This is a genomic window from Paraclostridium sp. MRS3W1 (assembly GCF_032465715.1).
In the GTDB taxonomy this organism is placed as follows: Bacteria; Bacillota; Clostridia; order Peptostreptococcales; family Peptostreptococcaceae; genus Paraclostridium; species Paraclostridium dentum.
Map to the genome: position 1 here is coordinate 1 of NZ_JAWDJM010000040.1, position 14,186 is coordinate 14,186.

The following is a 14,186-nucleotide window of genomic DNA, read 5'->3' on the forward strand; positions in this document are numbered from 1 at the left end:
TCGCTCAGCTAATCATTATCTGAATATCTGGCTTGGTTGTTTGTGTTTAATTCTTTAAAAAAGAATTTTTATAATTAACCTACTGTTTAATTTTCAAAGTTCATTTTTTCTTTTGTGTTTCGTCCGTTTCTTAAGGACAAGTAATACTATATCACCTTTATTAAATACCGTCAACACTTTTTATAATTTTTTTTAAATTATTTTGCAATTTTTTCTTGATAATATTCTCTATTTCTTTTAACCCTAGTATTTGCAACCCTCTTACCTTTAGTATTCGCATTAATTTTTTTAGATTTAATACTATTAAAATCTCTTATAATTTCTGAACTTATATGAATCATAACTTGTACAACCAATCCCATAACAGATAAAAGACACATCCAATTAATTAAATTTTTCATATCAAATCCCCCTAATTTTTTATTAATACTTACTTCTAAATTTTTATTCCATTTTCCTTTATATACTTTTCATCATTACTTCTCATTTTCTAATATTATCTTTCAGTTTTTTTCAGCATTTAATATTTGTTCTCAAAATTATATATCAGTATTAATTTTTTACTGTTGAATTAAACATAAAAAAACCTTTCTAAAATATTATTTAGAAAGGTTTTAATCTATTATTTACTCTTCTATTTCATCTGCAGAGTTTTCTTTTATAGGTTTCATTGTAGGGAATAATATAACGTCTCTTATAGATGGAGCATTTGTTAATAACATAATAACTCTATCTATTCCTATTCCTAGACCACCTGTTGGAGGTAGACCTACTTCTAGTGCATTTACAAAGTCTTCGTCCATATCACAAGCTTCATCGTCACCTAATTCTTTCTTTCTTAATTGATCCATAAATCTTCCTTTTTGATCTATAGGGTCATTAAGTTCAGAGAAAGCATTTGCTAACTCCCACTTATTAGCGAAAGCTTCAAATCTATCTGTTCTTCTAGGATCCTCTACGTTTCTCTTAGCAAGCGGAGAAACTTCTACTGGATGATGAGTTATAAATGTAGGTTGAACTAACTTATCTTCACCAAATTCTTCAAATAAGGCATTGATAACTTCTCCTCTTCTCATACCAGGAGTTATTTCTATACCTTTTTCTTTAGCTACTTCTAATGCTTCTTCATCAGTATCTATAGTAGAGAAGTCTACTCCAGCATACTCTTTTACACATTCTTCCATAGTCATTCTTCTCCATGGAGGTGTAAAGTCTATTTCTGTTCCTTGATAATCTATTTTCATGCTTCCAGTTGCAGCTTCAGCCATATGAGCTATTACATTTTCAGCTATTTCCATCATATCTGTATAATCTGCATATGCTTGGTATAATTCTATAGCAGTATACTCAGGATTATGTTTAATTGACATACCTTCATTTCTAAACATTCTTCCCATTTCATACACCTTATCAAATCCACCAACTATAAGTCTCTTTAAGTATAACTCGTTAGCTATTCTTAAATACATTGGTATATCTAATGTGTTATGATGAGTTATAAATGGTCTAGCATTCGCTCCACCAGCTATAGTGTTTAATATAGGAGTCTCAACTTCTAAGAATCCTCTTTCATCTAAATAAGATCTTAAAGCTTTCATAGCTTTAGTTCTTGTAACGAAAGCATCTTTAACTTCTGGGTTAACTATTAAATCAACATATCTTTGTCTATATCTTAAATCTTGATCTTTTAATCCATGGTATTTTTCTGGAAGAACTTGAAGAGACTTAGTTAATAATTTTACATCATTAGCTTTTATAGATATCTCTTCTTTCTTAGTTTTAAATACTTCTCCTTCGATACCTATTATGTCACCTATATCATATGTAGAGAACACAGCATATTCTTCTTCACCTATTCTATCTAATCTTACATAACACTGTATTCTTCCTTCTTGATCTTGTATGTCTATAAATCCAGCTTTACCTTGTATTCTCTTACTCATTATACGTCCAGCTAGTTTAACAACCTTACCTTCAAAAGCTTCAAAGTCATTCTTTATATCTGTAGAACAGTTAGTTCTATCATATCTACTTATATGGAATGGATTTCTACCCATCTCTTGTAATTTAGCTAATTTTTCTCTTCTTACTTTAAGTACTTCTGTAAGTTCTTCTTTAGCTTGATCATTAACGTTTTGTTGATCATTATTCATTTGTATACCTCCAGATTATCTTCTTATTTCTAATATCTCGAATTTAGCAATACCATCAGGAACTTGAACATCTACAACTTCTCCTTTAGCTCTACCTAAAAGAGCTTTTCCTACAGGTGATTCGTTAGATATCTTACCTTCATATGGATCAGCTTCTGCAGAACCAACTATTGTATATTCTACTTCTTCTTCAAACTCCATATCATTAACTTTTACTATAGATCCTATAGTAACTATATTTGAATCTATTTTAGATTCATCTATTATAACTGCTTTTCTAAGCATATTTTCAAGCTTCATTATTCTTTCTTCAACTTGTGCTTGCTCATTTTTAGCCTCATCATACTCAGCATTCTCTGATATATCTCCGAAAGATATAGCTACCTTTATTCTCTCTGCAACTTCTCTTCTTCTTACTGATTTCAGATGCTCAACCTCATCTTCTAATTTTTGATATCCTTCTTGAGTTAATAATATTTCTTTATTATCTTCCATAACCCCTACAACTCCTTCTCTTTGATTTTTATTTAACATTAAACAAAATTAATTTTATATCGTAATCATTTATGCGCTATATTATAAATTACTATCACCCTTATGTCAAGGAGTGCGATAAGTAGTCACGTAGCTTGTTTACTACTTCTTCATAGCTTTCTATCTTGTTAATTTCATCTCTTAATCTAGCTGAACCTCTAAGCCCTTTTAGGTACCATGCAATATGCTTTCTCATTTCTCTTACCGCTACATATTCTCCGTGTTCATCTATTGCCAATTTAAGATGTTTTAAAGCTGTATTTATTTTTTCTTCACCTGTAGGCTCCGGTAAAATTTCTCCTGTTTTCATATAATGGTTTATTCTTTTGAATATCCATGGGTTACCTTGAGCTCCTCTACCTATCATTATAGCATCACAATTGGTCTTATTTATCATATTTATAGCATCTTCAACTTCAAAAACGTCTCCATTACCTATTACAGGTATGTTTATACTTTCTTTTATTTTAGCTATTATATCCCAGTCTGCTTTTCCTGAGTAATACTGTTCTCTAGTTCTTCCATGTATAGCTAACGCACTTATCCCAGAAGCTTCTGCGATTTTAGCTATTTCAACTGCATTTATATTATTGTCATCCCAGCCTTTTCTAATCTTTAAAGTAACAGGTTTTTTAGAGTTCTTTACAACAGACTTTAAAACTTCTTCAGCTAACTTAGGATTTTTCATAAGCGCTGATCCATCTCCATTTTTTATAACCTTAGGAGCTGGACATCCCATATTTATATCTAGTATTTCATTAGGGTATTCATTTAGTATTTCTGCTGCTCCTCCCATAAAAGCTGGATCAGAACCAAAAATTTGCACTGCTACCGGATGTTCTTCCTCTTCTATTTTAAGCATTTTTTTCGTGTTTTGATCATCATAACAAAGCGCTTTTGCATTTATCATCTCTGTGTATAGCATTCCACAGTCTTGTTCTTTACATATAAGTCTAAAAGGTAAATCTGTTACTCCTGCCATAGGAGATAAAAATACTTTATTGTCTAACGTAACATTTCCTATTTTCATATACGGTCTCCTTTATTAATATATTTTATTATAAATATACCCAATTTATTTAATAATCTTATCATAAAAAAGGAACTGGATGTAAAATCCAATTCCCTGTTACTATTCTTTATTTTTATTGTAAATAATTTTTAATCCCTCTAGGGTTAAATTTTTATCTACACAATCTATACTATCAGTTTCTGATGCTATCAATGATGAAAGTCCTCCAGTAGCTATTACCTTTATATCGTCATTTCCTAATTCCTTTTTCATCATAGCTATAATCTTGTCTACTAATCCTACATATCCATATATTATCCCCGATTGCATAGCTGAAACTGTATTTTTACAAATTGTCATTCCAGGTTTTAACAGTTCAACTCTAGGAAGTTTTGATGCTCTTTGGAATAAAGCTTCACTTGATATCTTTATACCCGGCGCTATAGTTCCACCTAAGTATTCTCCCTTTTCTGATATTGCACAAAATGTTGTAGCTGTTCCAAAATCTATTATTATCATCGGCGATTTATATTTTTCTATAGCAGCTACAGCATTTACTATCCTATCCGCTCCTACTTGTTTAGGGTTATCATATTTAATATTTAATCCTGTTTTTATACCAGGTCCAACTATTAAAGGTTGTTTATTGAAATATTTCACACAGAAATTTTCAAGTGAATGCATAACATTAGGTACAACTGATGATATTATTATATCTTTTATTGAATTTTTGTCTACATTATCATATTGAAATAAATTATTTATTAACATCCCATATTCATCAGATGTTTTTGCTTTATCCGTACTAATTCTCCAATAATTTTTTAACTCTGTTCCCTCATATATACCTAAGACCATGTTTGTATTACCAACGTCAAATACTAAAAGCATCTACTCTAACCTTCTTTCTATTTTTTGCTTTTCTTTAGTATAGCTACAACTCCTGATACTACTAAAGCTCCAATTATAGCTTCGGGGATTCCATTAGTAGTAGCAATACCTAATATTACAGCTCCAGCCGTGGATGTGTCTCCTCCTATAGCTTCTACGTATCTTTGTGCATATAAGAAATATACCATTCCTAAAACACCAAATGTATTTATAAGAGAACCTATCAGTCCCGAAAAAGCACCTGCAACTGATGTTTTTTTCATTATTTTAAACACACCTTTATATACATAGAATGACACAATTCCCATTATAACTCTAGGTAGTATAGATATAAAAGGATTCATAAATACAAATGAAGTTGGTTTTGGCATTGTAATAGCTCTTATAAAGCTTGTAAATCCAAAAATAAATCCTATTATTCCACCTACCACAGGCCCTTCTATTATAGAACCTATTATTACAGGTATATGCATTATAGTTGCATCAATGGGTCCAATTGGTATAAATCCTAAAGGTGTCATTGATAGCATTATCGATATGGCAGATAACATACCTATTATCGCCATTTGTCTAACATTTATTTTCTTTCTTGTTTGAACCTGTGTTTTCATCATAAAATATACCTCCGTTCCAGCTCTTATAGATGCCGGACTTTTTGTTTTTAACTAATCAATTATCTATACAATAAATCAGTCAGGCTCCTATTTTTTTATGGATGCCAGCTGCAACAAAACAATTTTATCAATATGAAATAACATTGTCAATAATTCTTATTTCAAATTAATTTCATTATACGATAGTATGTCATTAGTTTTTGAGGCATTTTTTATTGCGCTTATTACACTTTTTTCCACCACTTCACTTGCAATCGAACCTAATAATGTTATATCTGTTTCAACTTCTCCCGTTGCTAATGTGAATATCGTATCTCCATCATGAGGGGTATGTATAGGAAATATAGATTTAGCAAATCCATTATGAGCCATTTGTGATATTTTTTTACATTCAGCTTTTGATAATTTAGCATTTGTTACAACCGCACCTATAGTAGTATTATCTATATTAAAACCACCCTTATTAACACCTTTTTTCATTAAATCATACGTATTTAAAAAATCATTTTTATCATCATTTAAAACACCAGCTATAACTTGTCCATTTTCATATACATCACCAAATGCATTCACAGCTATAATCGCAGAAACCACCAATCCATTGTCTAATTTAATTGAATAACTCCCTATACCTCCCTTTGTACAAAACTCACTTCCTCTTATCTTTCCAACTGTAGCTCCACATCCAGCACCATAATTTCCTTGCTTAAGTTCAATGTTATTAGCTATTTCGCAAGCTTTATACCCCATTTCTATATTTGGTCTACATTTAGGATTTCCTACTCCTAAATCAAATAAAACCGCACCAGTAACTATAGGAACTTTCGCTACTCCAACATCAAACCCTATTCCTTTTTCCTCTAGATATCTACTAACCCCACATGTAGATTCCAGTCCAAATGCAGAACCTCCTGATAACACAATAGCATGGACTTTCTGAACCATATTTATAGGATCTAATAAATCAGTTTCTCTAGTTCCTGGAGCTGAACCTCTAACATCAACTCCACAAACCCCTCCATCTTCACATATAATAACGGTGCACCCTGTTAATCCTTCTTTATCCTCTACCTGTCCAACTTTTATACCTTTTACGTCTAAAATATTATTAAACATATCCATGCTCTCCTCTTATAGAAACTTCTCCAGATATAATTTCTTTTAATTTTCCATTTTTATCTTTAACTACTAAATCTCCACTTTCATTTATATCTATGCAAGTAACCTGTTCTTTAACATTATTTTTTATGGTATATATTTCTTTACCTATAATCGCAGAGTAATTTTTACACACATCTAGAGTAGAACTTTTATCATTTTCATTTATATACGAATTATACTTTACTTCAAATTCACTAAGTATATTTCTAACAATATCAACTCTGGATATTTCATATCCTTCTCTTTGTATTGATGTTGCAATATTTCCTATCTCCTCAGGAAAATTGATAGTTTTTACATTTATTCCAATCCCTACCACAATATAATTAACTCTCTCTATCTCCGCCGAAAGCTCTGTTAGTATCCCACAAGTTTTCTTTCCATTTAATATAATATCATTAGGCCATTTTATAGTAGCTTCTACCCCTAAGTTTCTTAATGCTTTAACTATACTCGCTCCAGCAACTAAAGTTATAAAAGGGGCATCCATAGGAAGTATATTTGGCTTTAGAATTATACTCATCCATATTCCTTCATGCTTTTCAGAGTGCCAGCACTTTCCTAATCTACCTCTTCCACTCACTTGTTCTTCACTTAAAATCACAGTTCCATCTGTAGCTTCGTTAGCTATTGACTTAGCATAATTATTTGTAGAATCTATAGAATCAAAATGTATTATTTCTTTTCCTATAAACTTAGTTTTAAGATTATGTAGTATATTTTCTTTACTTAAAATATCATTTGGTGATTCTTTTAATCTGTATCCCTTTTTATTAACTGACTCTATTTCATATCCTTGTTCTTTTAAAACATTAATATGCTTCCATACAGCTGTTCTAGAAATTCCCAATTGCTTTGAAATTTCTTCTCCTGATATAAATTCTAAATCACTATTTAATAATAAATTAACAATTTTCTCTCTCAAAATAACACCTCTATCTAATTAATAATTAAAGTAAAGGCTAGGGAAAACCCTAGCCTCATTTTTTATTACTCATCTATTTGATCTTTGTCATTATTTACATTATTGTTATTGTTAACATCTACATCCTGAATTTCATCTTTCTTAGCCTCTTTAAAATCAACTTCAATAGCATCTTCTTTATTGATAGTTTCTTCTGTTGCAGCATTTTCTAATTTAGGATCTAATGATAACTCTTTATTAAATGCTTTTATAAACTGATCTGCATCTAATGTTTCGTATATTAACAATGCTTGAGCTACATATTCTAATCTATCCATATTATCAGTTAATAATTGTTTAGTGTTTTTATAAGCCACATTAACGATGTCTTTTATTTCTTTATCTATTTCAAATGCAACTTCTTCAGAATAGTTTCTCTTGCTACCTATACTATTTCCTAAGAATACTTCTTCTTCTCCATCTCCAAATGTCATAGGTCCTAGTTTAGAACTCATTCCATATTTTGTAACCATTTGTCTAGCAGTTGCTGAAACTCTTTCTAAATCGTTTGAAGCTCCTGTAGATATATCATCTAAAGTTAACTCTTCTGCAACTCTACCACCAAGTAAAACAATTATGTTTTCTTTCATTTCATTCTTAGTAGCATAGAATTTATCTTCAACTGGAAGTTGCATTGTAAATCCACCAGCTCTTCCTCTAGGAACAATTGTCACTTGATGGACAGGACTTACATGTTTAAGAACGTGTGCACATACAGCATGACCTGCTTCATGATACGCTGTTAACTTTCTTTCTGGTTCACTTATAACTCTAGATTTTTTAGCAACACCTGCTATTACCTTAGTTATAGCTTCCTCTATAGTTTCCATATGGATTTTCTTTTCTCTTTTTCTAGCTGTAAGTATAGCAGCCTCATTCATTAAGTTTTCTATATCCGCAGGTGTAAATCCTGGAGTTCTTCTTGCAAGAACTTCAATCTTAACATCCTCAGCTAAAGGTTTGTTCTTAGAATGAACCTTAAATATAGCTTCTCTACCTTTTACATCCGGTGCTCCTACAACCACTTGTCTATCAAATCTACCAGGTCTTAAAAGTGCTGGGTCTAATATATCAGGTCTATTTGTTGCAGCCATTATTATTATACCTTGGTTAACACCAAATCCATCCATTTCAACTAGTAATTGGTTAAGAGTTTGCTCTCTTTCATCATGGCCTCCACCAAGACCTGCACCCCTTTTTCTACCAACCGCATCGATCTCATCTATAAATATTATAGCTGGAGCATTTTTCTTTGCGTCTTCAAATAAAGATCTAACCCTTGAAGCTCCTACCCCAACAAACATTTCAACGAAATCTGATCCACTTATACTAAAGAATGGAACTCCCGCTTCTCCTGCAACTGCTCTTGATAAATATGTTTTACCAGTCCCTGGAGGTCCAACCATTAATATACCTTTAGGTATTCTAGCTCCTAAATCAATATATTTTTTAGGGTTTTTCAAGAAATCAACAACTTCTTGTAAGTCTTCTTTTTCTTCATTAAGTCCTGCTACGTCTTTAAATGTAACTCTTGTTTTATCATCATCCTTATGAACTTTCGCTTTTGATTTTCCAAAGTTCATAACTTTTCCGCCTCCACCTTGAGACTGATTCATAAATACAAACCATAGTATTAATACAAAGAAAAGCATAAGTAGCGATGGTATTATATCAAAGAACCAAGGAGTTGTTGGTTTTGGTGCCCCAATTAATTGTAATTTACCTTCGTTAGCCTGTTTTAATAATTGATCTGCAAGCTTTTCTGATTGAATCTCTTGTGGTATGTATGTTTTAAACTTTTTATTCGTACTCTTTATAGTTCCCTCTATAACCGTGTCTTCTACAATCTTTATACTAGATATGTTTTCTTTCATAAGTTCTCTGTAGACACTTGAAAACTTCATTTCTTCTACTTTCTCTGTTGGACTACCTGAGAACTGTACTATCCCCACGATAATTATAAATATAAGTAGATAGAAACCTGCTCCCTTTAAAATCTTATTCAAAAGAAGCCCTCCTTTCGTAAGTTGTTTTAATTTATAGTTTCTTAAAGGTAATCTTTAAGACTTCTTTTGTATTTGCATCAATTTTATAATTTTCACTAATCTTATAATCTCCAACACAAACTACTTCTTCATTATCTACCAACACAGGAATTTTACTTCTTTCTTCCCTAGGTATCTTCAAATCTATGAATAAACTTTTTAATTTCTTGCTTCCTCCAGCAAGTTTTATTTTATCCCCAGATTCTCTATTTCTTACTACTATCCCTCCTTTAAATTTATCTAAGTCAAATCCTTTAGAGGATTTATCAGCTTTCATACTTTTAAATCTTTCAACACTCATTGTTTTAGTTTCTATAAAGACTCCAGTTTCTTTTATTTTTATAACTCCATCTTTAGGAACGTTATAATTAAATTCGAAATCTTCATATGTTATTTCTTCATTTGTAAATAATATACTATCATTGTTTCTATATACAAACAAACCTCTAGGTAAAACTAATTTTTTATTTATTTTATCTTCATTCTCTAAATCAAATACATCTTCTATATGCTTTTGATCTACAAAATTAGTATCTCCTAAAATATACTTAATAGAATTTCTAATTATTCTACTTTTTATTGCTTTGTGTAAATCAATATATTTATCTAATATGATTTCAACACTTGTATTATTATTTAATTTTGAAACCTCTTTAAACTTTTTATTTCCTTCTTCTTCAATATAATCATTATCTAGCTTTAAGTTATTACCCATCCTACATATAGATTCAATCACATTAGTATTAAAATTTTCTTGCATATACGGAATTAAATCTAATCTTATTTTATTTCTAGTATATATGTTTTCTAAATTTGTACTATCTATTCTCGGATTTAAATTATATTCTTCACAATATGCTTCTATACTACTTCTTTCTATATCAAGAATAGGTCTAATTATAGTTTCATCTCTCTTATATTCAATACCTTTTAATCCTTGTAATCCAGTGCCTCTCATCATTCTCATAAGAATAGTTTCAGCTTGATCGTTTAAGTTATGTCCTATTGCTATTTTATTTGATTTAGTTTTTTGTTTTATCTCATAAAACATTTCATATCTTAATTTTCTAGCACCTTCTTCTATTGATAATCCATTTTTTTTGCAATATTCAGGCACATTTATTGATTTAACAAAAAATTTAACACCTAAACTATCACATAGTTGAGATATATACATAACATCCTTTTGTGCTTCTATACCTCTTATTTGGTGATTTAAGTGTGCTGCATATATGGAAATATCGTATTCTTCCTCTAGTTGCTTTAATATATGCAATAAACACACAGAGTCTGGTCCTCCTGATAGACCTAATACTATTTTATCACCCTTTTGTAATAAATTATATTTATTTATAGTACTTCGTACTCTATCTACTATCATAAATCATACCTCTTATACTTAGTTTTTTGACTCAAGTATACTTTCTATAAAAACTTCTTAAATCCTTGTATAAATTATTTTATTTTAAAACCTTGTTAAATAATATAATACCAAATAAATTAATCCAGGGGTAGTTTTTTTACATACATTTAATTCCATCAATACAAAATTCACATTACTTAAATATAATTAAAATAATATCATACAATAAGAGTATAAAATACCATTTTACAAAATTAATTTTTTATAAGTAAGGAGTAATCAAAATGAAAAAAATTTTATCAGTTTTAATTACATCATTTGTATTTGTATCTTTTATTTCAATTAATTCCCATTGTTTAGAAAACACACAGGTTGATAAAAAGACCGCTTATATTACATTTGACGATGGTCCAAATAAAAATACTCCTGAAATATTAGATTTATTAAGCAAGTATAATATGAAAGCAACTTTTTTTGTCTTAGAAGATAGAATAACCTTATATCCCGACATCGTCAATAGGATGCTTAGAGAAGGTCATTCAATAGGCTTGCATGGTCAAAGCCATGAAAAAGCAGTATTTTATTCTTCTGGTTCATCTGCTTTAAACGAAATTAATAATACAAGACATACACTGAAAGATTTAACAGGTTACGATACTAAACTAGTCAGAGTCCCTTATGGTAGCAAACCCTACCTAACAAAAAACCAATACGATAGTTTAGTTAACTCTGGTTATAATCTTTGGGATTGGAGTATAGATAGCACAGATACACATAAAAATGCAACTGTATCATCTATAGTTTCTAACACTAAGAATTCCCTAAGTGAATCTGGAAATTCAGTTATCTTATTTCATGACAAACAAACAACTGTAAAAGCTTTACCTAGTGTATTGGAGTATTTAAAAAATAATAATTATGAAATTAAAGTCATAGACCAAAATCAAACTCCAATGAATTGGTGGAATAGAAATTTCTATTAATTTTAAAAGCTGACTAATTATTAGTCAGCTTTTAATTAAGCTCTTCTGCGTTTATACTCACTTTATTTATTCCTTCAAACAATCCATCTATACACATATTATACTCTATATTTAACTGTATAGATTTATTTAATTTGTTTATTTCTAGTTTTTGAGTATTTATTTTTATATCAAATAATCCTTGAGGAGTTCTATATTTAGTTATTGTCTCTGATCCTTGAACAAACTTCATATCTGATTTAACAGCTCCAAATCTTTTTATAAAAACTTCATTTTCTGAAATTTTTATCGTAGTTGTTACATGAAGAGAACCCTCTTCTAATTCTTCTTTATACACTATATATATATCATTATTTTTCTCATACATACTTCCTTTAGATGTAACTTCTATTAAATCTTCATTACCTAAATTATCATATTGTTTTGTATGCATAGATATATTTACATCTATCATATTTAACCTCCATAGCAATATAAACCTTAGGGGAAATCCACCTAAAGTTTATACTTTAACTAATATTTTTGAATTTCAACTTGTTCTATATCCGTTATTTCTCGATTAAGAAACTCTTTACCTATAGATGCAAATCTTTCAGGTATATCAGATACATAATATTTATAGTATCCTTCTTTATCTACATTATTATTTAACAAATTATTTTTAGTTAAAACATCTTTTAAATCTTTAGCTGTTTCTCTAGCAGGATTTACCAAAGATATTTTTCCTTCTAATACTTTATTTATAGTTCTCTTTAAAAGCGGGTAATGAGTGCATCCTAAAACTAACGAATCTATATTTGAAGCCTGTAACTCTTCTAAATATTTTTTAGCTGTTAATTCTGCAACTTCAGTATTTGCCCATCCTTCTTCAACTATAGGCACAAATAATGGGCATGCTTTCCCAATTATTTTTATTTTATCGTCTAACTTATGAATTTCGCCCTCATAAGCTTTTGAATTTATAGTTCCCTCTGTTCCTATAACTCCTACAACTTTGTTTTTAGTCGTATAAGCCGCCGTTCTAGCTCCAGCTTCTATAACACCTATTATTGGTATATCATACTTTGCTTGTGCTAGTTCTAAACTTCTAGCTGTTGCTGTATTACAAGCTATTACTATCGCCTTAACACCTTTAGATATTAAAAAGTTAATAGCTTGAAAAGTGTATTTAATAACTGTTTCTTTAGATCTTGATCCATAAGGAACTCTAGCCGTATCTCCAAAATACACTATATTTTCACTAGGAAGTATACTAGTTATTTCTTTTAAAACTGTAAGTCCTCCTAATCCCGAATCAAAAACTCCAATTGAATTATTATTCATCTAACATGCACCTTCTTCTATTGTCTATCCTCTATAGCTAATTTTATTAAATTGTCTATAAGGTCAGTGTATTGTATTCCTGTTGCATCCCAAAGTTTCGGATACATACTTATATTCGTAAATCCTGGTAAAGTATTTATTTCATTTATATAAATTTCTCCATCTTTTTTATCAACAAAAAAATCTACTCTAGAAAGACCTTTACCATCTATAGCTTTAAAAGCATCTATAGCCATTTGTCTTATTTTCATCATAGTTTCTGCATCAATACTAGCAGGTATTTCTAGCTTAGATACTCCATTTATATATTTATCTTCATAATCATAAAAATCTTTTGCAGGTATTATTTCTCCAGCTATTGATGATTTTACTTCATCATTTCCTAAAACAGCAACTTCAATTTCTCTTGCATCTATACCTTGTTCTAATACTATTCTTCTATCATACTTTAAAGCTTCATTTATTCCACTTAAAAGTTCATTTCTATTAGATACCTTTGATATACCTACACTAGAACCCATGTTAGCTGGTTTAACAAATATAGGATAATTTAAAGTTTGCTCTATTCTATTAAGCTCATCATTCTTACTTATATCAAATTGCCATTTAGTTGTATAAGTATAATCTACTTGAGGTAAGCCAATTTGAGTAAATACTTTTTTACATATAAGTTTATCCATACCCACACTAGATGCTAAAACACCGCATCCAACATATGGAATATTACTTATCTCAAATAGTCCTTGTATCTTTCCATCTTCTCCATAAGGTCCATGAAGTACAGGGAATAAAACATCAAAATGCTTAAAGGTTCCATCCTTAAATTCTAGACCTACTTTAGAATTTCCATTAGGTATTAAATTAATTTTAACAGTTTCATCCGCTAATTCTTCCCATTTTCCATTAGCTATATTTTCTGCAGAACCACTATAATACATCCATTTTCCGTCTTTATTTATTCCTATTGTGTGTATATCATATTTTTCTTTATTTATATTCTTAAATATAGATGAAGCTGAAATTCTTGAAACATCATGTTCACCGGATTTTCCACCGAAAATTAATGCTACACTTAATTTTCTCATCTTATTTCACCCTTCTAATTTAATTTGTATTTTTATAATTATATGCGTTTTTATTATC

The 14,186-nt window shown here is 29.9% G+C and carries 14 protein-coding genes; 1 reads left to right on the forward strand and 13 read right to left on the reverse strand.

The window, feature by feature from the left end; all coding sequences use genetic code 11:
• Window positions 1-197: 197 nt before the first annotated feature.
• The 10 genes from RWY47_RS03125 to tilS all read right to left on the reverse strand — a co-directional run bounded on the left by RWY47_RS03125 (window position 198) and on the right by tilS (window position 10,755).
• Window positions 198-401: a hypothetical protein gene (locus tag RWY47_RS03125; protein WP_021429479.1), complete on the reverse strand. Its 204-nt coding sequence runs from the start codon at window positions 399-401 to the stop codon at window positions 198-200.
• Between the two features lie 225 nt (window positions 402-626).
• Complete coding sequence (gene lysS / locus RWY47_RS03130; RefSeq protein WP_021429433.1) at window positions 627-2,153, reverse strand: lysine--tRNA ligase; 1,527 nt, start codon at window positions 2,151-2,153, stop codon at window positions 627-629.
• A 15-nt stretch (window positions 2,154-2,168) separates the two neighbouring features.
• On the reverse strand, window positions 2,169-2,648 hold the full coding sequence (greA, locus tag RWY47_RS03135) for a transcription elongation factor GreA (RefSeq protein ID WP_021429468.1): 480 nt from the start codon (window positions 2,646-2,648) through the stop codon (window positions 2,169-2,171).
• A gap of 100 nt (window positions 2,649-2,748) precedes the next feature.
• Window positions 2,749-3,717, reverse strand: a complete 969-nt coding sequence (gene dusB, locus RWY47_RS03140) for a tRNA dihydrouridine synthase DusB (RefSeq protein WP_021429462.1) — start codon at window positions 3,715-3,717, stop codon at window positions 2,749-2,751.
• 102 nt (window positions 3,718-3,819) lie between these two features.
• A complete protein-coding gene (locus RWY47_RS03145) occupies window positions 3,820-4,590 on the reverse strand; it encodes a type III pantothenate kinase (RefSeq protein ID WP_021429492.1) in 771 nt (256 codons plus the stop codon).
• Between the two features lie 17 nt (window positions 4,591-4,607).
• Window positions 4,608-5,204, reverse strand: coding sequence for an ECF transporter S component (locus tag RWY47_RS03150; RefSeq protein WP_021429522.1), 597 nt, complete (start codon window positions 5,202-5,204; stop codon window positions 4,608-4,610).
• Window positions 5,205-5,360: 156 nt separating this feature from the next.
• A complete protein-coding gene (locus RWY47_RS03155; RefSeq protein WP_150841684.1) occupies window positions 5,361-6,320 on the reverse strand; it encodes a P1 family peptidase in 960 nt (319 codons plus the stop codon).
• On the reverse strand, window positions 6,313-7,290 hold the full coding sequence (locus RWY47_RS03160) for a biotin--[acetyl-CoA-carboxylase] ligase (protein ID WP_224171055.1): 978 nt from the start codon (window positions 7,288-7,290) through the stop codon (window positions 6,313-6,315). Before RWY47_RS03160 ends, RWY47_RS03155 begins: the two co-directional genes overlap by 8 nt.
• Window positions 7,291-7,355: 65 nt before the next feature.
• Entirely contained in the window at window positions 7,356-9,335 is a 1,980-nt protein-coding gene (gene ftsH, locus RWY47_RS03165; protein ID WP_150841686.1) for an ATP-dependent zinc metalloprotease FtsH, read from the reverse strand.
• A gap of 31 nt (window positions 9,336-9,366) precedes the next feature.
• Window positions 9,367-10,755: a tRNA lysidine(34) synthetase TilS gene (gene tilS / locus RWY47_RS03170; RefSeq protein ID WP_168932568.1), complete on the reverse strand. Its 1,389-nt coding sequence runs from the start codon at window positions 10,753-10,755 to the stop codon at window positions 9,367-9,369.
• 266 nt (window positions 10,756-11,021) lie between these two features.
• Here tilS and RWY47_RS03175 point away from each other — a divergent pair, with 266 nt between their 5' ends.
• Window positions 11,022-11,720 (forward strand): polysaccharide deacetylase family protein, encoded by a 699-nt coding sequence (locus RWY47_RS03175; protein WP_150841687.1) that lies wholly within the window; start codon window positions 11,022-11,024, stop codon window positions 11,718-11,720.
• Between the two features lie 31 nt (window positions 11,721-11,751).
• Here the strand turns inward: RWY47_RS03175 and RWY47_RS03180 are convergent, their stop codons facing one another.
• Genes RWY47_RS03180 through RWY47_RS03190 form a run of 3 tightly spaced genes read right to left on the reverse strand, consistent with a single transcriptional unit; the run spans window position 11,752 to window position 14,128 of the window.
• Window positions 11,752-12,174, reverse strand: coding sequence for a DUF1934 domain-containing protein (locus tag RWY47_RS03180; protein WP_021429472.1), 423 nt, complete (start codon window positions 12,172-12,174; stop codon window positions 11,752-11,754).
• Window positions 12,175-12,233: 59 nt separating this feature from the next.
• Window positions 12,234-13,043, reverse strand: a complete 810-nt coding sequence (gene murI / locus RWY47_RS03185) for a glutamate racemase (protein WP_150886710.1) — start codon at window positions 13,041-13,043, stop codon at window positions 12,234-12,236.
• Window positions 13,044-13,060: 17 nt separating this feature from the next.
• Window positions 13,061-14,128 (reverse strand): D-alanine--D-alanine ligase, encoded by a 1,068-nt coding sequence (locus RWY47_RS03190; RefSeq protein WP_150841688.1) that lies wholly within the window; start codon window positions 14,126-14,128, stop codon window positions 13,061-13,063.
• Window positions 14,129-14,186: the final 58 nt, after the last annotated feature.